At 31.1% G+C, this 25,401-nt stretch carries 23 protein-coding genes, 2 tRNA genes and 1 pseudogene; 14 read left to right on the top strand and 12 right to left on the bottom strand.

The window, feature by feature from the left end; all coding sequences use genetic code 11:
- Nucleotides 1-81 precede the first annotated feature (81 nt).
- A complete protein-coding gene (locus B3792_RS03110; RefSeq protein ID WP_286495934.1) occupies nucleotides 82-339 on the top strand; it encodes an Lrp/AsnC ligand binding domain-containing protein in 258 nt (85 codons plus the stop codon).
- Between the two features lie 78 nt (nucleotides 340-417).
- On the opposite strand, the gene B3792_RS03105 is transcribed toward B3792_RS03110, so the two are convergent.
- A complete protein-coding gene (locus B3792_RS03105; RefSeq protein ID WP_286495935.1) occupies nucleotides 418-870 on the bottom strand; it encodes a CopD family protein in 453 nt (150 codons plus the stop codon).
- 33 nt (nucleotides 871-903) lie between these two features.
- Nucleotides 904-1,203 carry a hypothetical protein gene (locus tag B3792_RS03100; RefSeq protein ID WP_286495936.1) on the bottom strand — a complete coding sequence of 100 codons (300 nt, stop codon included), beginning with the start codon at nucleotides 1,201-1,203 and terminating at the stop codon, nucleotides 904-906.
- A 443-nt stretch (nucleotides 1,204-1,646) separates the two neighbouring features.
- Between B3792_RS03100 and B3792_RS03095 the strand changes: the two genes are divergently transcribed.
- Nucleotides 1,647-1,850 carry a YwbE family protein gene (locus B3792_RS03095; RefSeq protein WP_286495937.1) on the top strand — a complete coding sequence of 68 codons (204 nt, stop codon included), beginning with the start codon at nucleotides 1,647-1,649 and terminating at the stop codon, nucleotides 1,848-1,850.
- A gap of 171 nt (nucleotides 1,851-2,021) precedes the next feature.
- Here B3792_RS03095 and B3792_RS03090 read toward each other — a convergent pair whose 3' ends face one another.
- The gene (locus tag B3792_RS03090) at nucleotides 2,022-3,749 is read right to left on the bottom strand and encodes a hypothetical protein (protein ID WP_286495938.1); all 1,728 of its coding nucleotides are present in this window, start codon (nucleotides 3,747-3,749) and stop codon (nucleotides 2,022-2,024) included.
- A gap of 662 nt (nucleotides 3,750-4,411) precedes the next feature.
- Between B3792_RS03090 and B3792_RS03085 the strand changes: the two genes are divergently transcribed.
- Together B3792_RS03085 and B3792_RS03080 are read left to right on the top strand one after the other, a co-directional pair.
- Nucleotides 4,412-4,603 (top strand): helix-turn-helix domain-containing protein, encoded by a 192-nt coding sequence (locus B3792_RS03085; protein WP_286495961.1) that lies wholly within the window; start codon nucleotides 4,412-4,414, stop codon nucleotides 4,601-4,603.
- A 44-nt stretch (nucleotides 4,604-4,647) separates the two neighbouring features.
- Nucleotides 4,648-5,229: pseudogene (locus tag B3792_RS03080) on the top strand (DDE-type integrase/transposase/recombinase); the annotation flags it as partial.
- 342 nt (nucleotides 5,230-5,571) lie between these two features.
- On the opposite strand, the gene B3792_RS03075 reads toward B3792_RS03080, so the two are convergent.
- A tRNA-Ser gene (locus B3792_RS03075) sits at nucleotides 5,572-5,656 on the bottom strand.
- A gap of 339 nt (nucleotides 5,657-5,995) precedes the next feature.
- Here B3792_RS03075 and B3792_RS03070 point away from each other — a divergent pair.
- The 3 genes from B3792_RS03070 (at nucleotide 5,996) to B3792_RS03060 (ending at nucleotide 10,897) form a co-directional block, all read left to right on the top strand.
- Nucleotides 5,996-7,435, top strand: a complete 1,440-nt coding sequence (locus B3792_RS03070; RefSeq protein WP_286495940.1) for a glyceraldehyde-3-phosphate dehydrogenase — start codon at nucleotides 5,996-5,998, stop codon at nucleotides 7,433-7,435.
- 181 nt (nucleotides 7,436-7,616) lie between these two features.
- The gene (locus B3792_RS03065) at nucleotides 7,617-10,616 is read left to right on the top strand and encodes a hypothetical protein (RefSeq protein ID WP_291046416.1); all 3,000 of its coding nucleotides are present in this window, start codon (nucleotides 7,617-7,619) and stop codon (nucleotides 10,614-10,616) included.
- Nucleotides 10,617-10,642: 26 nt separating this feature from the next.
- Nucleotides 10,643-10,897 carry a hypothetical protein gene (locus tag B3792_RS03060; protein ID WP_180904914.1) on the top strand — a complete coding sequence of 85 codons (255 nt, stop codon included), beginning with the start codon at nucleotides 10,643-10,645 and terminating at the stop codon, nucleotides 10,895-10,897.
- 51 nt (nucleotides 10,898-10,948) lie between these two features.
- On the opposite strand, the gene B3792_RS03055 is transcribed toward B3792_RS03060, so the two are convergent.
- Nucleotides 10,949-11,986, bottom strand: coding sequence for a hypothetical protein (locus B3792_RS03055; protein WP_180904915.1), 1,038 nt, complete (start codon nucleotides 11,984-11,986; stop codon nucleotides 10,949-10,951).
- A 104-nt stretch (nucleotides 11,987-12,090) separates the two neighbouring features.
- Between B3792_RS03055 and B3792_RS03050 the strand changes: the two genes are divergently transcribed.
- The gene (locus B3792_RS03050; RefSeq protein ID WP_219034775.1) at nucleotides 12,091-13,602 is read left to right on the top strand and encodes a carbon-nitrogen hydrolase family protein; all 1,512 of its coding nucleotides are present in this window, start codon (nucleotides 12,091-12,093) and stop codon (nucleotides 13,600-13,602) included.
- 172 nt (nucleotides 13,603-13,774) lie between these two features.
- Here the strand turns inward: B3792_RS03050 and B3792_RS03045 are convergent, their stop codons facing one another.
- Together B3792_RS03045 and B3792_RS03040 are read right to left on the bottom strand one after the other, a co-directional pair.
- Entirely contained in the window at nucleotides 13,775-15,031 is a 1,257-nt protein-coding gene (locus tag B3792_RS03045) for a DUF3748 domain-containing protein (RefSeq protein ID WP_286495942.1), read from the bottom strand.
- A gap of 442 nt (nucleotides 15,032-15,473) precedes the next feature.
- Nucleotides 15,474-15,986, bottom strand: a complete 513-nt coding sequence (locus tag B3792_RS03040) for a gamma carbonic anhydrase family protein (RefSeq protein WP_286495943.1) — start codon at nucleotides 15,984-15,986, stop codon at nucleotides 15,474-15,476.
- A gap of 59 nt (nucleotides 15,987-16,045) precedes the next feature.
- On the opposite strand from B3792_RS03040, the gene B3792_RS03035 reads away from it, so the two are divergent.
- Nucleotides 16,046-16,927 (top strand): NifU family protein, encoded by an 882-nt coding sequence (locus B3792_RS03035; RefSeq protein WP_038333605.1) that lies wholly within the window; start codon nucleotides 16,046-16,048, stop codon nucleotides 16,925-16,927.
- Between the two features lie 69 nt (nucleotides 16,928-16,996).
- On the opposite strand, the gene B3792_RS03030 is transcribed toward B3792_RS03035, so the two are convergent.
- The 3 genes from B3792_RS03030 to B3792_RS03020 all read right to left on the bottom strand — a co-directional run bounded on the left by B3792_RS03030 (nucleotide 16,997) and on the right by B3792_RS03020 (nucleotide 19,495).
- Nucleotides 16,997-17,572, bottom strand: a complete 576-nt coding sequence (locus tag B3792_RS03030) for a hypothetical protein (protein ID WP_125348839.1) — start codon at nucleotides 17,570-17,572, stop codon at nucleotides 16,997-16,999.
- A gap of 84 nt (nucleotides 17,573-17,656) precedes the next feature.
- Nucleotides 17,657-18,439, bottom strand: a complete 783-nt coding sequence (locus tag B3792_RS03025) for a hypothetical protein (protein ID WP_280049999.1) — start codon at nucleotides 18,437-18,439, stop codon at nucleotides 17,657-17,659.
- Nucleotides 18,440-18,475: 36 nt separating this feature from the next.
- Entirely contained in the window at nucleotides 18,476-19,495 is a 1,020-nt protein-coding gene (locus B3792_RS03020) for an isoaspartyl peptidase/L-asparaginase family protein (protein WP_286495944.1), read from the bottom strand.
- A 114-nt stretch (nucleotides 19,496-19,609) separates the two neighbouring features.
- On the opposite strand from B3792_RS03020, the gene B3792_RS03015 reads away from it, so the two are divergent.
- The 5 genes from B3792_RS03015 (at nucleotide 19,610) to B3792_RS02995 (ending at nucleotide 24,618) form a co-directional block, all read left to right on the top strand.
- Nucleotides 19,610-20,644, top strand: a complete 1,035-nt coding sequence (locus tag B3792_RS03015; RefSeq protein ID WP_260509614.1) for an AI-2E family transporter — start codon at nucleotides 19,610-19,612, stop codon at nucleotides 20,642-20,644.
- Nucleotides 20,645-20,667: 23 nt separating this feature from the next.
- The gene (locus B3792_RS03010; RefSeq protein WP_052217929.1) at nucleotides 20,668-21,099 is read left to right on the top strand and encodes an acyl-CoA thioesterase; all 432 of its coding nucleotides are present in this window, start codon (nucleotides 20,668-20,670) and stop codon (nucleotides 21,097-21,099) included.
- Nucleotides 21,100-21,192: 93 nt separating this feature from the next.
- Nucleotides 21,193-21,678, top strand: a complete 486-nt coding sequence (locus B3792_RS03005) for a SixA phosphatase family protein (RefSeq protein ID WP_038336593.1) — start codon at nucleotides 21,193-21,195, stop codon at nucleotides 21,676-21,678.
- Nucleotides 21,675-23,741 carry a polyphosphate kinase 1 gene (ppk1, locus tag B3792_RS03000; protein WP_219034771.1) on the top strand — a complete coding sequence of 689 codons (2,067 nt, stop codon included), beginning with the start codon at nucleotides 21,675-21,677 and terminating at the stop codon, nucleotides 23,739-23,741. The genes B3792_RS03005 and ppk1 overlap by 4 nt, the downstream gene beginning before the upstream one ends.
- Complete coding sequence (locus B3792_RS02995) at nucleotides 23,731-24,618, top strand: Ppx/GppA phosphatase family protein (protein ID WP_219034770.1); 888 nt, start codon at nucleotides 23,731-23,733, stop codon at nucleotides 24,616-24,618. The genes ppk1 and B3792_RS02995 overlap by 11 nt, the downstream gene beginning before the upstream one ends.
- A gap of 95 nt (nucleotides 24,619-24,713) precedes the next feature.
- Here B3792_RS02995 and B3792_RS02990 read toward each other — a convergent pair.
- Nucleotides 24,714-24,798: transfer RNA gene (locus B3792_RS02990), tRNA-Ser, on the bottom strand.
- Between the two features lie 131 nt (nucleotides 24,799-24,929).
- Nucleotides 24,930-25,337, bottom strand: a complete 408-nt coding sequence (locus B3792_RS02985; RefSeq protein ID WP_219034769.1) for a hypothetical protein — start codon at nucleotides 25,335-25,337, stop codon at nucleotides 24,930-24,932.
- Nucleotides 25,338-25,401 lie beyond the last annotated feature (64 nt).

Genomic DNA, 25,401 nt, shown 5'->3' with positions numbered 1-25,401 from the left:
GAATACTAAAATTAAAACTAAAATAATGATATTTAAACTCTACGAAGTCATGAAGTCCGACAGCTGTTCGTAGAAATTGAATTGGATACAGATAAAATTGAATTTATTGATGAAATAAAATCAACTTTCAATAAAACTCCTCAAATTCAGCAATGTTATTATGTAACAGGTGAAGTAGATTTTGCATTGATTATGGTGGTTAATACTATGCGAGAATACGAATCCTTGACTCGAAAATTATTTTTTAGTAACTCGAATATACGACGTTTTAAAACTTTTGTCAACATGCATACAGTTAAAACTGGATTACAAATACCATTACCTAAGAATGATTCATAGCTACTTTGTTACTATTGTTCTCTACTAAACTATAACAAGAAATTTAATAAATAGATAGGCTAAACTACTAATATTTATCTAAATACCACCATATCGTACGAAGCTACCTAGTATTAACATGATTATACTAATCGTTGTCACCGCTATAATATGAAATGTCATGAGAGGAAGTTTTGTATCATCTGTTTTTAAACGAGGAAGCACATAAAATTGAGCACTCAAAGCCAATAATACAATTGTTGCTAAGCCTATCAGTTTTAATGAGACAACTCTTTCAATGGGGTTTTCGAATTGAAACCAATTACTAATCTTGATCGTGTAGATATAAGACATTCTTACTCCTGTAATAACCATAACTAATAAAGCTGGAAGTCCTATTCGTTCGTATTTACTTTCAAAAGAGAACAATTTCTCTATCGATTTTTCTTTCCATACTTGTGGTAAAATAACCAAACTTAATATAATATGTCCACCAACCCATATCGTAGCGCCTATTAAATGGAAAATTAATAATAGATGTAATTCGTGCATATCAAGAAATATTAATTCATTTTATTGATGATCTTATTTTACTAAAATCAACTGACTATTTACTAAAGCCTCTAACTTATGTATAACATTTGGTTCTATCGTTATATAGTCACTAGAGCTTAATTCTATTGTTTGTTCATTTTCATCTGAATACACTACTTTTCCAGTAACACATAAAAGCAAAGCAGGTATTTTTGTACTGTGCTCTTTTAAAACACTTTTTTCTAATAATTGAATTGATGTTACATTACTAGATTCGCCTTTGAAAATACTTATCGCTCCAACGCTTTTATCAGTATCATGAATACTATTTAAATTTGGTAAATTTTCCATAATGAATTATTTATCTTCTAAATTTATTCCAAATCAATTAAATACTCGACCAAATCTATCTTATATTTTCTTATTTATACTCAGTAATAATTAATTTTTAAATCAATTACCATTTCAAATAAAAATCACTTCACTTCTCCCCTATTTTGTTCGCCCACTTTTTCCGAAACATTATCGAACAACACTCGAACAAATCCTATTTCTAGTTTTATGATTTTCACCTCAACCCCTCTCCAATAAAAGAAAGTTGTATTCTTGTTATTCTTGCCTTTATATTCAATCTCAAATTTTTTCAGCTGGGTTGTAAATAAAATAATAAAAGAGAAAATTCATAAATTTCATATTCAATCCCATTTCATTTTTACCTTCCAGATGAATGTATTTTTTAATTTCCTTTACGATAGAATGAATATCTTTTCCATTTATTTTAAGATATTTGTAATATGGATGGTAAAACAAGAGCAAATATAAAACCTGGTATGCTGGTTAATATTGTATTGAAAAAGGATCAACGAACTGGCGAATTGACTGAGGGTATCGTGAAAGATTTATTGACTTCTGCGCCTTATCATCATCGTGGTATAAAAGTTCGTTTGACGGATGGACAAATTGGACGTGTGCAAGAAATTATTGAAGACGATTTTTAGAATGCATCAAACTATAAATTAAAAGCTCTTATCAATACAGATAAGAGCTTTTTACAATTTTTCACCTTTGCCTTTTCTATTTCAACAAATAGATTTTAATTAACAAATTGTGTGTTATAACAACTTAAACCATCTATTTGAATAATTTTATTTCAAAATGCACAACTGGTTTTAATTAAGAATCCTATAAATCGGATATTGTCTGTAAGTATTCTTCTCAAAATAAGGCGAATTTTTATAAACCCAATCCAACTGTGCTTCGCCATCATTAGCAAACTCTGGTTTTAATGCTTTTTCTGCTTCAAATGCGGTTTTCAAAACCACATTATTTTTCAATAATTCAGCAGCTGTATCCTCAAAAATATAAGCCGAATAATATTCTTTCTGACCTAATATTCCATCGAAAAAATTCCAGTTAAAGAACGAATCCAATGCCTCTGGTTCTAAGGTTTCAAGAATATATTTCACTCCATCTTGTTGTGTTGGCACAATATAATCTCCTTCAAAAAATTTAAGCGATTTCATCGATTTTGTAACCACCGTTTCGTAATGATTATAATGTCCTTCATATGCATTTTTATTGGTTTTAAAATCTGATATTTTATACGATTCGACGTTAATTAATGTATCATTTTCTATTCGTTTCATTTGAATATCATTTCGTTGCAAAGCTTCTACAACGCGATATTCAGCTTGTGGAAGAACATAATATTTCGGAATTGTAATGTAACTAATTGGTTTTGCAGAATTGAATAATTTAATTTTTTTTGTAAATGGTTTCGATCGATCATAGTACAATCTATCTTTTCCCGAAACCGCACTTGGCTTGTATCCTGCTTCAAATCCTTTAAAATTCATTGTTGTAAATTGAGTAGAATCTATTTTCCAACGAATTCCATATTGATTTCCGACCTGATATTGTTTTAGATTTTCTTTTCGTAAATTTCTGATTGTCAAATATTCTTTATCTAAATTTTCTAGATTTACCAACATATATTTATACGTTGCGTCTACACGGTTTTCATAAGGCTTTAACATATGTGTTTCGGGCATTGTGCTTAGTGCATTAAACAATGTTGTATAACCTGTAGAATAGCGTGGAGAATCTTCGAAAGCTGCAAAACCAATATCAGGAACATCGCCATGTATGTTCACATATTGCGTACTTTCGTAACCATTTTTTTGCATTTCGGCTAGATTATTTGCTTGATATGTCGTATAAAAATAATCGCCCAAAACATTTCCTACACGCGCTTTAAAAGACGAAATATAGGTAAATGTGTACTGATAATCTGCCCCATTACTTACATGATTATCAATAAAAACATCAGGTTTCAACCAATGAAAAATCGTCTGAAAGCTTTTTGCATTTTTTGAATCATTTTTAATAAAATCTCTGTTCAAATCATAATTTCTGGCATTTCCACGAAAACCATATTGTTCAGGTCCATTCTGATTTGCGCGCGAAAAAGCCCCTCTATTCAACATACCACTTACATTATAGGCCGAAATCGCAGCAATAATAAAATTCTTAAGCGGTTTAATTTTTTTCATTGCCAAATCTCGCATCAACATCATCGTCGCATCAATTCCGTCCGGTTCTCCAGGATGAATTCCATTGTTTACGAAAAGCACTGCTTTTGTTTTACGTAATTCTTTTATATCTTTTTCTTTAAATGGATTATAAACAACTACATAAATTGACTTTCCATTATCGTCTTCTCCTTTTTTTACATACTGTATTGTCTCAAAATTTTCCGCTAAATTTTGATAAAACACATTCATTTCATCATAGGTTGTAGTTTGATTTTTATTTCCTTTTTCGTAAGGAGTTATAAAATTATTTTGACCAAAAAGTAGTGTAGAAGTAAGAAATAAAAACAGTATTTTAAAATTCATATCATTAATTTCTTACTAAAATAGAGAGAATACAAAAGATTCAACATGAAAATGAATTATTTTTCTAAAATAATCTTCTACATACAGTAAAAAACATTTGAAATTATAAGGAGAAGCTCTTGTGGAGCTTAGGTAAACTTGTTACAAGTTGATTAATAAATTATATGTTCATTTTTTTTCTTGATAAAAAAAACGAACCAAAAAAAATCAAGTCCGTGCCTACAAGTCGGTCAATAACGACTACTCGCTAAATGCTTTAAATTATTCACATATAAAATGTGAACAGTAAATCATTTTTAACGCTCACTACGTAGAATTGACACTCGACTCTTCAGCAATGACAGCTTTAAAATTCGTTATTATAAGTGAATTTGAATATTGAAAAAGGAATTAAAAATCCGACGATTTAGTATCGAAATGAAATTCAATTCTAAATTATTGGAATAAAAAAAGTTGGAGTGTCTGAGTGGAACGAGTTGACAACTTTATGAAAATAATTTAGTTAGTTGAATCATTGAGAGACTACTGTCGGCATCTTTTTTTGTTTCGTTTTTTTTGGATGAACAAAAAAATGAAAAGAAGAAATATAGAATCACCCTATCCCTACTTCCTCTTATCATTTATTTTATTTAATTAACTCGTATATTACTGAAATTAAATAAATTAAAACATATAACAAAGTTCACGAATTCTACGACAGTGCAGATGTGCAAAGGCTACTTAACGTTAGTGAAAAAACGTTGTATCGCATGAGGAGAAACAAGACGATTCCTTGTTTTAAGCTCGGTAAAAAGTACTTTTTCCCAAAACATTTCTTTAATATAAAATTCTTGGATAAGAGCCTTTTTTGTTAAAGAATGTCTTATCCTAAAATAAGTTGACACCAAATCAACTTATCATGAAAGAATCATACTTAGAAAGAGAAAAGCGTACACAACGCGATTACACCTTAGGCTTTAAGTTAGCTGTTGTACGCCAAGTAGAAAAAGGCGGCTTTACGTATAAACAAGCCCAAAAACACTACGGTATACAAGTTCGACTAGGCACTCAATGGGGTTACCTGAGTTTAATAACAGATGCTTATTCAAGAAAAATAATGGGGTATTGCTTCCGTGAAGATTTATCAGCTGATGGTTGTATTGAAGCGCTTAACATGGCAGTAAATAACAGGCTTTATAATGAATCTATAATTCATCATTCTGATAGAGGATCGCAGTATTGCTCACATAAATATGTAGATTTATTACTCTCAAATAACATAGCTATAAGTATGACAGAAAAAGGTGATCCCTATGAAAATACAATGGCAGAAAGGGTTAATGGAATAATTAAAATGGAATTTAATTTATATGAAAGCACATTAGGTTTTGATCAGACAAAAATTAAAATTACTAATAGTATTAAAACTTATAATGAATTAAGACCACATACAAGTTGTGATTATTTAACTCCAAATGCTGCGCATTTGCAGTCAGAAAAATTAAAGAAAAGATGGAAAACTATAATAGAAGTTTTAATAATCAAAACTCCTTTGTATAGTAAATTTAGGATTAAGATCAATTGGTGTGTAACTATAACAGGATTTATTTAAAAACATGTATAGTTATTTTAGGACCGGGTCATTTGTTTATTCTAAAGCTAATACTTTACAGAAAAAAGAATTTGTAAACATAGTGTTCGACAGCAGTTTACACTATGAAAATGGGATTTATCAAATACCTACAATGATGGATTTATTTTCGAGTAACCATTTGAAAATAAAGGAAGAAAACTTTTTTATTTATACAAAAAAAGAGATTCTAAGTAATAGAATCCCTTTCAGCGGAGAGTGAGGGATTCGAACCCCCGGAGGTGTGACCCTCAACAGTTTTCAAGACTGCCGCATTCGACCACTCTGCCAACTCTCCAACACAGCGTTTATTGCCGTATTGCGAGTGCAAATATAGAACGCTTTTTCGAATTTGCAAATAAAAATTTTTAACAATTATTTTACGAAAACGTTTTCGTAAAATTCAATTCAATTTAAATTAAACAATAAAATAATGGTTAATAGCTACTTATTAGTATTCATAAAATTTAAAATTTCCTATTAAAAATTTATTTTTTTTCTATATTTTAGTATTTTCGTAGGAATAGTTGTGTTTTTATGACAATAATTAGTTTTTGTAAAAAAAATGTACGAAATCGTTATAATTGATTACTTTTGCCAAGAATTAAGTAAATAAACACAAATAAACATTTATTAAATGAACCACTCTTCTTATGATCAACAACTTGCATCTTTCAATGAAATGAGCAAAAAGGTTGTAGAATTCATTAAAATTGTTTCAGATTTATGGTATGATCAATCTGTTGAATTGGTAATTTTCCGTAATCAATTAGTTGATAAAAACGTTAGTGACATCGTAAATCTACATCAGTATGCTGAGGAATTTGTAGAAAAAAAGATTGCTATCGACGATACATTAGCGATTGCTAAAGCTATTTCTGAAGCTAAATTACCAGCTTCTAGACTTGATGTTGGAAAATTAGCTAAAGAATATATTTCTGGGAATTACGCTTCGGCAGAAGCTTTCGTTGAAGAGAAATTAGGTGCAAGCAAAAATGTAAAAAGTGTTGAACCAAAAGACGTTGTTTTATACGGTTTTGGTCGTATCGGACGTTTATTAGCTCGTGAGTTGGCTTCTCAAATGGGAAAAGGTCAACAATTAAGATTACGCGCTGTTGTAACACGTGATAAAAACGATCCTGTTTTGTTAGAAAAAAGAGCTTCTTTGTTACGTCATGATTCTGTTCATGGTGATTTTGACGGAAACGTTGTAGCTGATCACGAAAATAATGCTTTAATCATCAACGGAGTTTCTGTTTATATGATTTCTGCAGCTCAGCCAGAAGAAATTGATTATACTACTTACGGAATTAATAATGCTTTAATTATTGATAACACAGGTGTTTTTAAAGATGAAGAAGCGTTATCTCGTCATTTAAAATCTGTTGGTGCTGATAAAGTTTTATTAACAGCGCCAGGAAAAGGTGTTCCGAATATTGTTTACGGTGTTAATCATGAAGAATATAGCCCAGAAAATGTAAATATATTCTCAGCTGCTTCTTGTACAACAAATGCAATTACACCTATTTTGAAAGTTGTTGAAGATAATTTAGGTGTTGTAAAAGGGCATTTAGAAACAATTCATGCTTATACAAACGACCAAAATTTGGTTGATAATATGCACAAAAAATATCGTCGTGGACGTGCTGCTGCTTTGAATATGGTAATTACTGAAACTGGTGCTGGTAGTGCTGTAGCAAAAGCTTTACCAAGTTTAGCAGGTAAATTAACTTCGAATGCAATTCGTGTTCCTGTTCCAAATGGATCTTTGGTTGTCTTGAATTTAGAAGTTAGTAAAGATACTTCTGTAGAAGCGGTAAACAATTTGATGAAAGATGCTGCATTGAACGGAGAATTAGTTGAGCAAATTAAATTTTCGTTGAACAATGAATTGGTTTCTTCGGATATTGTTGGAACTTCTGCTCCGTCGATTTTCGATAGTAATGCGACAATTGTTTCTGCCGATGGTAAAAATGTTGTGATGTATGTTTGGTATGATAACGAATATGGATACAGTCACCAAGTAATGCGTTTAGCAAAACACATTGCAGGTGTTAGAAGATATACATACTATTAATAGTATTTTTTCCCTTTATTTAAAATTAATCCGTTAACATTTATTTGTTAGCGGATTTTTTTTGTAGGATATTCATTTAAAAATACTTAAGTAAATTTTATGTATTATTTTTGTTAATGTTATATTAATATTAGTTTAGAAAATTAACTTTTTTTAAAAAAAACTTAAAACAATTTATCGTATGAAAAAACTTTACTTTTTTAAATCATCCTTATTAACATTATTGTTATCAGGATTTGCTTTTGGACAGGGAACAGAAACTTTTGAGTCCCAAACAGCATTAAGTAGTTCTTATGCAACAGGATCATTTACTGGAGAAACAGGAGGAATTGTATGGAATTATACAAATGCAAGAAATGAAAGTACATATCCAATCACAAATAAAGGAATCCTATTTCAAGCTTCAGGAAATACATTAGAAACTACAATTTCTAATGGAATCGGAAAATTATCTTTTGATGTCAGAAAAGCTTTTACTGGAGGTTCAAATAATAGAAAGATTGAAGTATTAGTAGATAATGTAGTTGTTTACACTTCACCAACATTTGGAAAAGCACAAACGGATGCTACTATTCATTCATTTGAAGTAGAAATAAATAAGTCAGAGGCAGCTGTTATTACATTTAGAAATGCAGGACCACAACTTACTTTAGATAATATTTCTTGGACTGCCGCTGGAATAGCAACGGAAAAACCAGTTGTGTCTCCACGAACAATTACAGGAACTTATGGTGTATTATTGCCTGATGGAGCTGTGACAGCAACTAATAATCCTACCTTTTGGACTCAAACAGGTATTTTACCTTTAGGAATTACATTTGATAATGGCGTTTTCTCAGGTACACCTGAACAAGCAGGAACATTTACAGCACAGGTAGCAGCCACAAATCAATATGGAACTTCTGATCCGGCTACTATAACTTTTGAAATTGCAAAAGCAAACCAAACAGTAGATTATAACTTTGAAGCTTTAGTTCAAAACCAAGGAACCACTTTTTCTGGTTTACCATCACAAACAGATCAAGGGTTAAATATTGTGTATACTTCTGCTGATAATTCTATTGTTTCTATAAACGGAAATAGCTTATCATTTGATGGTATTGGTTCTACAACTATTAATGCAACTGCCGTTAGTAATAATAATTATAACGAATTTAGTACAACTTTTGATGTTTCAGTAACAGATCCTAATGCTACTTATTGTTTTGAGGAAACATTTGATGGTTTAAATGGTAATAATACAAGTACTGCAGGATCTAATAAGGCTTGGAATGGGAATTCTAATTTTCCTACTGTAGTTACTGTTTATCAAGCAGGAAATGCTATTAGGTTAGGTTCAAGTAATAACAAAGGGGGGATAACATCAAAAGTGTTAGATCAAATAGCTGGTAATGTAATAGTTTCTTTTGATGTAAAAGGTTGGACAGCAATTGAAGGAAGTGTCAATGTTACATTAGGTTCAGAAACTAAAAATGTTGTTTATACAGCGAAAATGGCAGATAATTTCGAAACACAAACTGTAAGTTTTGAAAACGTAGCTGCTGGTTCTACTTTAAAATTAGAAACATCGGCAAAAAGAGCATTTATTGACAATGTTAAAATTCAATGTTCAACAGCTGAAAACTCTACAACTTGGGACGGAACTGCATGGTCTAATGGAACGCCGGATCTTACAAAAGATGTAATCATCAAAGGTAAAGTAACAGTTGATACGCAATTAGAAGCTAAAACGTTTACAGTTTCAGATGCTGGAGGTTCAGTTGTCGTAAAGTCAGGTGCTCGTTTAATCGTTGATGGGAAGATCGACAATCAAGCTGGTCTTACAGGATTAGTTGTAGAAAATGGTGGTAATTTAATCCAAAATCAAAACGTTGCTAACTCAGGAGCAATTACAGTTAACCGCGATAGTAAATCGATGGTTCGTAATGATATGACGTTCTGGTCTTCTCCGGTTCAGCAGGAAGCATCGCAACAAACTATACGTTCATTCTCTCCGGAAACATTATACAATCGTTTTTGGACATATAATGAAACAACAGATGAATTTACTCAGATTTTAACTTCAGATACAGACTCAAAATTATTTGAACCAGGTAAAGGGGTTTCTATCCGTGTTAAAAACACTTTACCAACAGGGCAAAATACAATTCATAATGGTGCATTTTTAGGTGTTCCGTTCAATGGAGATATAACAGTTCCTGTTCAATTTACAGCAAATGGATACAATTTAGTTGGTAACCCTTATGCTTCTAACATTAATGTGGAAAAATTCTTATTAGCAAATGAGAATGTTAATTCATTATATTTCTGGACACATCAATTCCCTGTTGGTTCTTCAGAATATGCAAATAATTATGCCGCATTCAACGTTGTAGGTGGTGTTATTCCTGATTTGTCAAACATTTCTGTTGGACAAGGATTTATCGTAGGACTTTCTCAAGCTACACCTACAGTTAATTTTAACAATACAATGAGAACTTCGCAAGATGCATTTTTCTATAAAAATTCAATTGCAGAGAAAAACAGAATTTGGTTAAGTTTATCAAAAGAAAGTAAAACAATTAGCCAAATTTTATTAGCTTATATGGATGGAGCTACAAACGATGCGGATAATCAAATTGATGCAAAAGTGATGCAAAGAGGATCTTCAGCAATCTACTCATTGATTAATAATGAAGCATATGCAATCCAAGGACGCAGCTTACCTTTTAAAACTGATGATGTCGTAAAATTAGGTTTTGAAACTTTAGAGCAAGGAAATTACACAATCAATATAGAGAAAGCTGATGGGTTGTTTGAAAAAGGACAGATTGTTTATTTAAGAGATAAAGAGTTAAATCAAGTACATAACTTATCAGAATCAGCTTATTCATTCACTTCTAAAGCAGGAATATTTGATACTCGTTTTGAACTTGTGTATACAAATAAAACATTAGGTACAGATGAATTGTCAAAAGAAAATGTTATTGTTTATACTAAAAACAATACAATTGTAGTGGATGCAAAACAAAATAAAATTTCTTCGGTAGAGTTGTATGATATTCAAGGAAGAAAAATATTTGTGAAAAATAACATTCGTGCAAGTGTTTACCAAGTTGAATCTTCTGCAAAAGGAATTTTAGTTATAAAAGTTCTGACTGAAGACGGAAAAGTTAAGACTCAAAAAGTTGTAAACAAATAATTTAACATCTAATAAAATAGTACAATATGAAAAATATAAAACAAATTATCTTAGTTGCAGGAGTTTTGCATTGTTCAATAGGTCTATCTGCTCAAGAAAATAAGATTTCGTTCTTTGAATCAACTAATCAAAATGAAAGTTCTGCTAGACCAGGAACCGGTGGTGGTGGAACAGATGTTGAAGATGCTGATCCAGCACCAATCGATGATTATTTACCATTATTGGTAATAGGGGCAGGATTGGTTGCTTTACGTTTCAGAAAGCAGTTATTAAAAAACTAATTTCTAAATTATATAAAAAAAGAAAGCTTCTCTATTTTTGAGAAGCTTTTCTTATTTTATCTGTTCCAAACTATTCGCAATTGCTTTATATAGAACTTCACCCATTCTTTCACAATTTTCGTAAGATTGATCTTTATAAAACTTTGCAAAACCAGTTCGTAATTGTGCAACATTTTCTGGTTTAGAAATATGATCATTTTTCATGATTTTCATTAAATCACGAAAACGTTTCGAACTATTCGAAATTCTTTTCGAAATCAAGGATTTTACTTCTTTTCTATATTGATCGACAGAATTTGGTTTCAAGCGATTATTCACCAAATCAACCATAATTTTATTTTCTTTGAAATACTGTGGTCGATAAATTTTTAAATTTCCTTCATAACATTGTTGATCGAAATCTATTGGTCGAATTCTATAGATAACTTGATCAAAATCGTGAATTGGAATCACCACATAATTATACGATCGCATATCACCTAAAAGACCAATAAAACAGCGTTCATTGAACTTTACAAACTCTTTTGCAATCTGATTTTTCTCTAAATCATTACATTTATCCAAATAATTTTTGATAAAAACATCTCCTGGAATTCCTAAAATATGCTCTTCAATCAATGTATTTTTGTAGACCAAAAAATTGATTCGATGTGGAGACAAAATATCTTCTAATTCTAAACCATAAATACGCGAAGCATCTGCTTTTTTGATGTAAAAATTGGTATAATTATCATTCAAAATATTACGAACCCGAATACGAAAAGGTTTCGAATTTCCGAACGTACAATAATCAATAGAATCAACAACAAGATAAGGCAAAGACTCCTCATCTCCGTCTGAATGTAAGTAGGTGTAAATTCTGTTTAGACTATCTTGAATTTCCTGATGTTCCGAGTCGGTATAATAAACACCTAACCAATGCGTATCATTTCCTTCCTTATCTTCCAATGCTACACAACCCGAAAAACGCATCAAATCATCATATTCTACACTCGCTTTTGTTTTGCGATGATATTTCTCTAAATAATGATTTAATTCGTCACTCACAGGATAAATAGGCTTTCTAAACTCTATTTTTACATCTTTCATTTCATGCTTATTAGTCTATACGAAGATAGGTCTAAATTTATTTTTTAAAATTGTTTATTGGATTAATATTTGCTAAATTCAAACATAATCTAAATCTAAATAAAATGAATATTCAGGTCAGAAATTTGACTCTTGAAGATTATAGTGATTTGACTGAATCTACAAAAGAAGCCTATCACAATCAGCTTGGAACTTGGACTGTCGACGAAATTAAAGAATTATTAGCTATTTTTCCGCAAGGTCAACTTTGTGTTGAAGTGGATGGAAAAGTTGTTGCTTCGGCATTAAGTATTGTGGTTAATTCGAAAAAAACGAATATCGAATCGAATTATGATACGATAACATCTAATGGTAAATTTTTAAAACATGATCCAGAAGGTGATGTAATGTATGGAATTGAAGTTTTTGTTCATCCAAATTATCGTCAATTGCGCTTGGGAAGACGTTTATATGACGAACGTAAAGCGCTTTGTGAAGAAATGAATCTAAAATCAATTGTAGCTGGTGGACGTATTCCAAATTATCATAAATATTCGCAAGAATTATCTCCTAGACAATATATAGAAAAAGTAAAAAGTAAAGAAATTTATGATTCAACTTTAGCTTTTCAGATTTCGAATGATTTTAATGTTAAAAAAATCTTGAAAAATTATCTGAAAGATGATAAAGAATCCTTAGAATACGCCACTTTATTAGAATGGAATAATATCTATTACGAACCTGAATTGAAATCTAATTCACCGACAAAACGTACTATTCGTCTTGGTTTGGTGCAATGGCAAATGCGTTTATTTAATGGTTTACAAGATTTTTATGATCAAATTGAGTTTTTCGTAAGTGCGGTAAGCGATTATGGCTCTGATTTTATTATGTTTCCAGAATTTTTCAATTCGCCGTTGATGAGTCCATATAATCATTTGAAAGAGATTGAAGCGATGCATCAATTAGCAACGATGACGGACGATATTGTGAAGAAAATTCAAGAATTTGCAATTACATATAATGTCAATATTATTTCAGGATCTATGCCTCATCTAAAGGAAGGAAAACTATATAATACGTCATTTTTATGTCATCGTTCGGGGAAATTAGATTCGTATAGTAAAATACACATTACACCAAATGAGTTCAAATATTACGCATTGAATGGTGGCGATGAAATAAAAGTTTTTGATACCGACTGCGGAAAAGTAGGTTTACTAATTTGTTATGATGTCGAATTTCCTGAATTGAGCCGTATTTTAGCCGATCAAGGAATGGAAATTTTATTTGTTCCATTTATGACTGATACGCAAAATGGTTATACGCGAGTACGTAGTTGTGCGCAAGCTCGTGCAATAGAAAATGAGTGTTATGTGGCTATTGCAGGCTCTGTGGGAAATTTACCGCGTGTGAATAATATGGATATTCAATATTCACAATCGGCAGTTTTCACACCTTCAGATTTCTCTTTTCCAAACAATGGAGTTAAAGCAGAAGCAACTCCGAATACAGAAATGGTACTGATTTCTGATGTTGATCTTTATCTTCTAAAAGAGTTGCATGAGTATGGAACTGTAAAAACGATGAAAGACAGACGCAAGGATTTGTATGAAGTAAGACTAATAAAAACATAAAAAAAACCTCCAAATTGGAGGTTTTTTTTAGTTCTTATTCCCATTGGTTAGACTCGAATAAGAGCATAGACCTTAGGTTCGGTTAAGTATCTGTACTAAAATTAGAAATATTTTTTATAAGGGACAAATATTTTTTAGAAAACTTTGAACTTTAACATATTTCAATTTTGTTTTATAACTCTAATTCGAAGATTTGAATAAACTTTTCATTGAAATTATTTGAAACAAATTGATTAAAATAGATTTTTTTTCCATCGTTAGAAAAATGCGGAATTCCCGTTAATTCATTATTGATTTTTTGAACTTGATAGATTTGTTTAGATTTTTTTTCGGTTAAATCATTTAGATATATTTTATCGTTAACAAAATAAATAGCATATTTTCCGTTTGGTGAAAGATTGAATGGAGAGGTAATCGAATTTTCTAAAAAAGAATATTGAATAATTTCATTCGAAACTAAATTTACACCAAATAATTGCGTCTTATCAAATTCATCTTCCATCAAAAAATAGATGATTTTCCCATCAGGAGAAGAACGTAACCAATGTCTAAAATTACTAATTCCATGTTGAGTAAAAGTGATTCGTTTCTGCGAAATACAACTTGGCACATCTGGCAAAGTAGTTAAAGTTCCTTTTAAATTATCGTTTTCATCAAACCTTATTTCATTTGGAATTTCAGCAATAAAAATTTCCGTTTTCAAATTCCCTTTTTCATCACGCACATGTCCCTGAAATGCGATATTGTTTGTTGAGTTAATCCAACATTCATCAAAAGCTTTTTCGATTTCATCACTTCCATTTTTAGGATTTATCACTACTCTAGAAACGATAATCGAAAACATTTCACCAAAATTATTCTCTAATGTTTTATCAAAATCAACCTCAACTTTTTTGGGAAACATCATTCCAACCACTCGCTGATCTTTTATACTAGAATTGTGTTTGGATTCTTGTTCCAAGACATAATCGTTGTAAGTAAAACTAATCCAATTCTTCTCTTTTTGCCACGAATGCGAATGTGTTCCTCCACGCAAAGCACCATTTGTAAAGGGAAAATTTATATTTCGAGCATCCATAAAAATAGGCTGATTTGGAAATTCTAAATCAATTGCGACACCTGTCCTTCTTGTTGCCGAATACGGATTTGCTTGATTCGCATTTCGAATACCATGAATAAAAATAACTTTATTCTCAATTTGTGAAAAAGAGGCTGCACCTACTCCAGGACCAAACTCTGTTTGATTATTTGTTGTATAAATAATTTCGGATTCGTAAGTTCTCGTATGAAGTAAACAAATGGAAGAAGTTTCTCCAATTTTTGTATCATCATTTCGTCTATCAAAAACAAGATAATTACCATCAACCGATTGAATTTGACTATGATGAAGCGTATGTCCAAAATCATCATAAGTTAACTGCTTTACCATATCGTATTGTTTAATAATATTTTATTTACTTAATAAACATTTAACAAGCAACTAAAAACGTAATTATTTGATTACTAGAAACATTTCAACATTCTTTATAAAAATTTGTTACAAAACTGCATTTTATTTTTTTTGTCTGGATTAATTATGATTAATAATATACTTTTTTCAATGTTTTTATTTTCCTTAGTATAAGTTTTGTTAAACCTTAAACAACAAAGGTAATATTTAATGAAGATTTTGGAAAATCTACAACCAGAATTGATTCGCAATATGTTCCACAATCTGGAAATGATAACAACAATTGAATAGTTTTACCTCGTATAGACATGTTGTCAATGATATTATTTCTCCTTATCCAAAACAATTGCCTTTTTTGATGGTAAAGTTTGGAATTTCTGGAAGTAGAAAATAAAAGCTCAGTTACAGACTGAGCTTTCTTTTATTTATACCAACTACTATACATCAAATAATTATTGGCGATTCTTTCTATTTCGCCTTCTTTCAATTCTTTTGGAACATCTTTTATTTTTTTCGCTGGAATTCCAGCCCATAATTCTCCTTCTTTTACATGCGTTCCTTTGGTTAAAATTGCACCAGCAGCAATCAAAGAATTAGATTCAACAATGCAATCATCCATTACAATTGCGCCCATTCCAACCAAAACATTATCATGTATTGTACAACCATGTACAATAGCATTATGCCCTATCGAAACGTTATTTCCAATTGTTGTTGGCGATTTTTGATACGTCGCATGTATCGTTGCGTTATCCTGAATATTTACTTTATTCCCCATTTTGATATAATGTACATCTCCACGCACAACTGCTGAAAACCAAATTGAGCAATCATCTCCCATTTCTACCTCTCCTACAACCACAGCATTATCCGCTAAAAAGCAGTTTTCACCGAACTTTGGCGTATGCCCATTTAATTCTTTAATTATTGCCATAACAAAATCTATAATTCTAATGATAAAGATACATTTTTATAGCGTATTTTTGTAGAACTATGAGAGTATACGAAGAAATTACACCAAATAATAACGTGATGAAGTTCGTTTGTGACGAGACTTTAACACAAGGTGGCGTGGAATTCGATAAAGAATCTACAGCTACCGAATCTCCTTTAGCGCAAGTTTTATTGACTATACCATTTATTCAAAAAATATTTATCACAGCGAATTTTGTTGCGATAGAAAAAATAGATGCTGTTGATTGGGCTGATGTTACAGAAGATTTGAAAGAAATTATCAATGAACATTTAGAAGAAAATGCAATTTTAGCACCAATGAAAAAGGCTCCTATTTCTATTTATGCAGAAATGACGCCTAATCCTGCTGCGATGAAATTCGTTTCAAATTCTATGTTAGCGCCAGAAATCATCGAGATAAAATCGAGAGAAAAAGCTGCTGGAGTTCCATTAGCTGTTGCGATTTACAAAGAATATCCTTTTGTTGAAGAAGTTTTTATTGTTGATAATTATGTTTCTTTAACGAAAAACGAAACAGAAGATTGGTCACTTTGGGCGATGGATGTTCGTTCGTTTATTACGAATTATTTACAAGCTGGAGGTCCTGTTTTTGATGAATTTTATGAATTCACAACAGAAGCTCCTGAGCATGTTGTGGTAAAATCTGCTGAAGAGTTTTCTTCTGTTGAACAACAAATCAAAGCTATTTTAGACGAATATGTTCAACCAGCAGTTGCAAATGATGGTGGAAATATCGAATTAATTGAATTTGATGAAGAAACGAGAACAGCAAAAATGTTATTACAAGGTGCTTGTTCTGGTTGTCCGTCTTCTACAGCAACGCTTAAAAATGGTATCGAAGGTATTTTAAAACAAATGATGCCTGATGTTGTAGACAACGTTGAAGCTGTAAACGGATAAGATTAAACACATAGTATCAAAAAAATCCAACTCGTTTTGAGTTGGATTTTTTTATTTAATATCTCTCGATTATTCATCAAAAAAGTCGATAGAACGACGATAATTATAAAAAAATAACCTTCTGCGAGCTTCTAAATCATTGACACGAATCGACGAAACATCATCAATCTGAAAATACAAAGAGCCTTCGTCCGTTCCTTCCGAACCAATACATTTTAACTCGAAATCATCTTCAGTTAAATTCCGAATAAAACCTGCAAAACGACTATTGTTATTTAATTGAATACGTGATACATATTCGGTTTGATCATTTATTTCGCCTAAAATTTGACGAACCCAATTTTCTTCTGCTGTTGCATTAAATGTGATTGGATTTTCTTGATCCAAATCGGTGTGATGTTCTTTCAAATAATTGAGACATTTGCAGTAATCATCAACATCTATTCGACTAATTTTAAAATAAGGTTCGATTAAAATTCCATCTTTTTTACCATATTTCGAAATGTGTTGCATCGTAAAAAATTCGTCATTAAAATCTAAAATATATCCAGCCCAAAAATTATCTCCTTCGGGATCATTGTAAACGGCAATAATTGATTGATTTTCTTTTGAGTGTTGTAATATTTTATAGAAGTTAGAATTCATATTTCTTTGGGTTAAAAAGTCAAATTACGAATCTTTGTGGATAAAAAAAAGGTTCTTGATTATTTCAAAAACCTTTTCTTTCTATTAATTCGCTTTTCGGAAAATCGAAGCTTCATAACTTAATGATTGCCAATCTCCTTTTTGCAGATTATCTAATTTTATTTTTTTGTAGATATTTTCTTCTCCTGCAACTGTTATTGTAAATTGTGTACGATCTAAAATATTTTTTTCAGTAATTGTATAATTAATATCAAATTTCTTTTTTGTCAATTTCTCTACAATTGGTTTTAAATAAGCTATAGCAGCTTCAGAATTTTTGAATTGTTCGTTTTGTGGAAATTGCACATCAAAATATCCTTCGTATGTAAAATCTGGTTCTGTAATAATCAAATTATAAGGATCAGCAAACAAGGCTGGACGCTGTTTTTGGTATTCTTTTTCAGTTTTATATTGACGTTTTTCTTCTTTATAAATCAACGGATATTTATCAGCAAGAACAGCTAATTTATCGGTATCATAAGAATACGGAATTCCGTCATGAAAAACATTGTAGAAGGCAGGATTTACCAACCATTGATCGACAATTTTCTTATCTTTTACCATATAAATCATTACTCCATTATCTTGTGCTTGAAAAGTAGATGATTGATATCCATACTCCAAAATTGGTTTTCCTAATTGTATAGCCGCAGCATTTTCTAACATAAAATTAAACTTCTCATAAGCCTTTGTTTCATCGCTTAAAGGAGCCATTCCATATACTTTTGTCGAAGCATCTACATTTTTATCATTAATCATAGAGGTTACTTGCGCTGTTGCAAAATTTGCAAGAACAACAGTGGCTGTAAGTAAAATTTGTTTTATCATGTATTGTATATCTTTATTTTAAAATGTGTTCCAAATTTATTGATAAATTTCGATAGTTATCTTACCTGATTGTGTAATACTTCCGCGATACATTCCGGCAGTGTTAAAAGGAAAACTTGCTTGACCATTTTTATCTAAAATAATCATTCCGCCATCGCCTCCTAAATCACCAATTTTCTTAATAACTTCTTCACCAGCTTTTTTCGAAGAAAGTTTCTTGTAATTCATCAAAGCCGCAACATCATATGCCGCAACAGCTTTTATAAAATATTCGCCCCAACCCGTACTCGAAACACCAACTTCGCTATTTGCATACGTTCCAGCACCAATAATTGGCGAATCGCCTACTCGACCAAAACGTTTATTTGTCATTCCACCAGTCGAAGTTCCTGCCGAGATATGACCTTTATTATCCAAAGCAACTGCGCCTACAGTACCAAATTTTTCGTCAACAAAATTGAATGGAACATACGCTTGTGTTTTAGCATCATGGTCTAATTCCATTTTTTCTTTATCCTTTTCCAAAACTTTTTGAAGAGAATTCAAGCGTTCCTCAGTTTTAAAATAACTTGGATCAACAATTTCTAAACCTTGAGTTTGAGCAAATTCTTCTGCTCCTTTTCCAACCATCATCACATGAGCAGAATTTTGTAAAACAGCTTTTGCTGCTAAAATTGGATTTTTAATCGTTGTAACTCCAGCCACAGCACCTGCTTGCATTGTATTTCCAATCATCAACGAAGCGTCTAATTCATTTTTACCTTCATGCGTAAAAACCGCTCCTTTTCCTGCATTAAACAAAGGTGAATTTTCCATTACTTTTATGGCTTCTATCACTGCATTTTCACTTTCGCCACCTTGTTTGATGACTTCATAACCTTTTGTCAAAGATTCAGCTAAAGCATCTCGGTACGCTTTTTCCTTTTCGGGTGTCATATTTTTTTTCAGAATTGTACCAGCACCACCATGAATTACCAAAACAACTTTGTCTTGTTTCGTTTGTGCATATGTAGAGATTGTCAAAACTGATAAGATTAAACCGACTATTTTTTTCATGTGTAAAATTTTATTCAACGTCTAAAAATAGAAAAGTTTATAGAAATTAACTATTTTTAGCATTGAATTTGATAACGAAATATCAACAACTGTTATTAAACAAATAAATTACCTATGAACTCTAATAAACACTATCTTTCTAACAATGTCTTGTTACAGTTAGCATTTATTGCAATAATACTTTTAGTTTTTGGATTAATTACCAAAAATCTTTTAGCATTTTTCCCTGGACTTCTCGGTGCTTTGTGTTTGTATGTTTTGCTTTTAAATCCTTTGCAATGGCTAGTAAAAGTAAAAAAATGGAACAAATTAGCAAGTGTAATTATCTTAATGATTAGTAGCGCGATTTTGATTATTGGACCTCTTTATTTATTAATTCAAATGTTAACGAATAAAGTAATGGTGCTATTAAATGACACAGCTCAAATTAAAACAGATGTCAATAAAATTATTCAAATGTTGCAAACCAAATTTCATATCGATGTGTTTAGTGCAACAAACATTGAAAAAATAACACAAGTTGGAGGTAAATTATTAGAAAAAACACTGAATGCTTCAATGGATATGACAGTTCAGTTGGGTGTTGCTTTCCTTATTTTGTATTTTATGTTGATGAACCATCAAAAACTTGAAAATTGGTTTTACAGAACAATTCCGCTTAAAACAAGTAATTTAGTCAAAATGAACAAAGATTTGAAAGATTTAGTTATTTCAAATGCTGTCGGAATGCCATTAACAGCCTTTCTACAAGCAATAATTGCCTACATTGGATATCTTATATTTGGTGTAGATGATGCGTTTACTTGGTTTATTTTAACCATTTTTGCTGCAATGTTGCCTGTCGTTGGTGCCGCACTTATTTATGTACCTCTTGGACTATTTTTACTTGCAAAAGGTGAAACTGGATCAGCGGTTGGATTATTAATTTATTGCTTTGTAATTGTTGGGCTTTCAGATAATTTAATCCGTTTAGTTTTACAAAAAAAAATGGCAGATGTTCATCCATTAATTACTATTTTTGGAGTAATCGTTGGTTTAAATCTATTCGGATTTATCGGAATTATATTTGGACCTATCTTATTTTCAGTATTCTTTTGGTTAGTCAAATTGTACAAATACGAATTTATTGATCCAAATCCTGAAGATTAATTATTATTAAAAACCAATTAAAAATGAGTATAGAAAACTTTAAATTCTTTAAACCTTTAGAACCACGTTGGAGCGATTTTGATCCAATTGGTCATGTAAATAATGTATTTTATTTCGAGTATTTCCAGATCGGTAGAGCCTATTATATGATGGCTTCGAGCAAAAAATGGCAATGGACGCGACACATGTTTGTCATTGCACATATGGAAGCGAGTTACCAAAAAGAATTACGTCCAAATGCGATAGAACCTCGTATTGGTGTACGAGTTACAAAATTAGGAAATAAGAGTTTCGATTTTGAATATATTGTCACAAGTAAAAGCGAAAATGGTGAAGATGTTATTCATTGTATCGGAAAAAGTACACAAGTAATGTACGATATGGAAGAGAAAAAATCGATGGAATTGCCAGATTGGGTAAAAAATGATTTTAAGAATTACGAAGGTAATCTTTAGAAAATAATCCTAAAAAAAATACAACAGTAGTTAAGTCTTTTCATTAGATAATGATTAGATTTAACTACTTTTTCTTTTTAAACTCGTTGCGTTATGAAAAATTTGTTTTTAATGCGTCATGCAAAAAGTAAATGGAACGAAAATGTTTCAGATCAATTTCGTTCTATCACAGAGATTGGTGAATTCAAAACGAAGAAAGTAGCAAATTATATTCATCAAAATTTTGAATTGAAATTTGATCAAATATTTTCGAGCAAAGCAGTTCGAGCAAAAGAAACTTCTCTACTTGTCAAACCTATTTTATTTCCTAATCAAACCATTCATATCGAAGATGATTTGTATACTTTTTCGCATTATTTATTAGACAAATGGATTAGAAATTTGGATAATGAATTGCAAAATGTTCTTATTTTTGGACATAATCCTGCGTTTACAGATATTACCAATCAGTTAGGAAATGAAATGATTTACAATCTTTCGACTTCTGGATTTGTCTGGATACAGTTTGATTCTGATAATTGGAAATCGATTCAAAAAGGAAAAACTATAAAAATAATTTTACCTAAAGAAATTAAATGAAAAAATATATAAACCGCGAAATCAGTTGGCTTTCTTTCAATGCGCGCGTGTTGCAAGAGGCTTCTGACGAAACAGTTCCGTTGTTAGAACGAATTCGTTTTTTAGGAATTTATTCGAACAATTTAGATGAATTTTATTCGGTTCGATATTCTACAATTTTGCGCTCGATACAGTTCAAAGATGTAGAAATTGTTTATCAAAATATTGTACCAGATCAAACGGACGAAGAATTGATCGATGAAATCAATGAAATTGTGCGTCAGCAGCGAGTCCAGTACGATGATTTGCATAATCAATTATTCAAAGAATTAGAGAATCACAATATTTTTGTGATAGATGATACATCGATTCCTGAGAATTATTTAGAATTTATTTCCGAATATTTTTACAACGAATTTATTCATACGGTTGGAGTTTTTATTTTAGATGATATTAAAAAAGCACCGCCTTTACGCGATGGATCGTTCTATTTAGCGGTGAAAATGCAATTAAAAGACAAAGTTCAATATGCACTTTTGATTGTTCCAACGCATTTATTTTCGCGTTTTATTGTGCTTCCAAAGTATGATCAAAATACGTATGTCATGTATTTGGAAGACATTATTCGTTTTCATTTGAAAGATATTTTCAAAATGTTTGATTTCGAAACAATTGAAGCACATTCCATCAAAATTACACGAGATAGCGAACTTGATTTTGATAACGATTTAGAACATAGTTTATTAGAAAAAGTCATCAATAGTTTAGAAAATCGTAAAAAAGGTGTTCCTGTCCGATTAGTTTATGATGCTGAAATTGCACCAGATACGTTGAAATTTTTCTTGAAAAAATTACGATTAGATGAATATGATAGTATCAATCCGGGAGGAAAATATCACAACAAACGAGATTTGATGAGCTTTCCAAGCTTTGACATTCCAAATTTAACGTACGAAAAAATAAAACCAATTATTCAGAAAAAACCTTTTGAATATAACAGTTATTTTCAGGCTTTTACGGAAAATGAGGAAATGATGATGGCGCCTTATCACGATTATTCTTTGTTGTTAAAATTTCTTCGAGAAGCTGCAATTGATCCTAAAGTAACCAAAATAAAAATTACAATTTATCGTGTTGCAAAGGATTCGCAAGTGATGCATTCGTTGATAAACGCAGCGATGAATGGAAAAGAAGTAACAGCTGTTTTGGAACTTCGTGCGCGATTTGATGAATCGAATAATGCGATGTGGTCGAAAAAATTGCAAGAAGCTGGTGTGAATGTTATTTTTGGGGTTCCGGGGTTGAAAGTACATTCGAAAATTGGTTATATCGAACGTAAACCAGAAGGAATGTTGGCGCAGAAATATGTGTTTATTAGCACAGGAAATTTTCATGCAGGAACAGCAAAAATTTATACAGATTATACGTATTTCACAACCAATCCGGGAATAACAAAGGATGTTGAACAGATTTTTAAATTTTTCGGAGCTAATTATTTGAACTTAACGTACAATCATTTATTGGTTTCACCTTATGGAACACGTAAAAAAATTGTCAAGATGATTAAACGAGAAATCAAAAATCATCAAGCTGGTTTACCTGCGGAGATCAACATGAAATTAAACAGTTTAAGCGATAAACAAATCATTGATTTATTGTATAAAGCTTCTCAAAAAGGAGTAAAAGTCCGTTTGGTTGTGCGTGGAATTAATTGTTTGATTCCTGGAGTTAAAAATCTTTCCGAAAATATTGAATGTGTCAGCGTTATTGATAAATTTTTGGAACATCCGCGTGTGTATTGGTTTAAAAATGCAGGCGATGACAAAGTTTATATTTCCTCTGCAGATATGATGGAACGTAATTTGGATAATCGTGTGGAAGTAGCGTGTCCGATTTACGATCATAAATTCAAAAAAATAGTTATGGATACGTTTAATTTGAGTTTTGAAGATAACGTAAAAGGTCGCCAAATAACGGCTGAATCTTCTTTAGAATACAAACGAAACAATAAAAAACCAAACCGCTCTCAGTTTACGACCTACGAATATTTTAAAAAATTAAACGAACAAGAAAATGAAGATTAGAAAATTAGGAGCAATAGATATTGGATCTAACGCCATGCGATTGTTGATTAATTATGTTTACGAAGAAGAAGGTCGTGCGCCAATTTTTAATAAAACCAGTATTGTGAGAATGCCTATTCGTTTGGGACACGATGTTTTTATTGATGGACAAATTTCCGAAACAAATATAGATCGTATCTGCGATGCTATGTTGTCTTATGCATTGATGATGAAGGTTTATGATATTGAAATCTATAAAGCTTATGCAACTTCTGCCATGCGCGAAGCCAAAAATGGAAAAGATGTTGTAAAAAAGGTGATTAAAAAATCTGGAATTAACATCGAGATTATAGATGGAAAAACCGAAGCTGAATTACTTTTTAATACAGAATTAGGTGATTTTATACAAGACGAAAAAATCTATTTGTATGTAGATGTTGGTGGTGGTAGTACCGAATTAACATTATTAAAAGATAATAAGGTTTTTACGTCAAAATCTTTTGAAGTAGGAACTGTACGTTTGTTGGAAAATAAAGTTTCACCAAATACTTTTAACGAAATGAAACAATGGATTCACGAAAACATTGGTGATGATGAAGTCGAATTAATTGGTTCTGGTGGAAATATTAACCATGTATACAAATATTCAGGCGTAAAACTGGGAATGCCTTTGAGTAGTGTTTATGTCAAAAAACATTATCAAATTTTACAAACGATGACTGCTGAAGAACGTATGCAGAATTTCAATATGAAACCCGACCGTGCTGATGTAGTGGTTTATGCATTAGAAATTTATAGTAATGTACTAAAATGGTCGCATGCAAAGAAAATTCATGTTCCGAAAATTGGACTTTCGGACGGAATTATTCGAAAAGTATATAAAGATTTAGAAAAATAAATACTTCTATTATAAGGTCAGATTAATCTGGCCTTTTATTTTGATTAAAATTTTATAAAACAAAAAAAAGCTTGAACAAATGTTCAAGCTTTCAGCGGAGAGTGAGGGATTCGAACCCCCGGAGGTGTGACCCTCAACAGTTTTCAAGACTGCCGCATTCGACCACTCTGCCAACTCTCCAATAACGCAGTCTACTGCGGTATTGCGAGTGCAAATATAGAACGCTTTTTCGAATTTGCAAACCTTAATTTAAAGTTTTTTTAATACAAAAACATAGTTTATTCAGTATCAAATAAATATTTTAAAAAAAATTATACAATAACGACCAAAGCTATCTGAATAAGAAAACCAAGCGTAAAAAACAAAGCGGCAAACTTCAATAAAGTAAAACGAAAAGTTTCATTCAAGATTAATTTATTGACCAATGGTTTCGAGATTTTTTCGTCCAAAAGCTTTTCTACTTTTTTATAGAAAATCAATAATAAAATTATAATCATTATAACAACGACAAATACAAAAAAAGAACTCATCGAATGATAAAACATCACTCCCATCGCCATTCCTAATACAGCTAATATTAATTGTGGCAACTGATTAATTGCTTTCCGAATCATTTCTTCGGTTTTACTTAACCAATCAGCTCCAAGAATTTCTGGCGCAGCCATCCAAAATGCAAGAAATTGCAATATCAAACCAAGTAAAGTAAAAATTTTTATCATTCTCAAAAATTCAATTATAGTTAAAGATAAAAAAAACCGTTTAAAATAAATTAAACGGTTTTCA

Source organism: Empedobacter sp. UBA5924, assembly GCF_002431085.1.
In the GTDB taxonomy this organism is placed as follows: Bacteria; Bacteroidota; Bacteroidia; order Flavobacteriales; family Weeksellaceae; genus Empedobacter; species Empedobacter falsenii_B.
The sequence above is the reverse complement of the archived record's forward strand: the minus strand, read 5'-3'. Positions and strand labels throughout refer to the sequence as shown.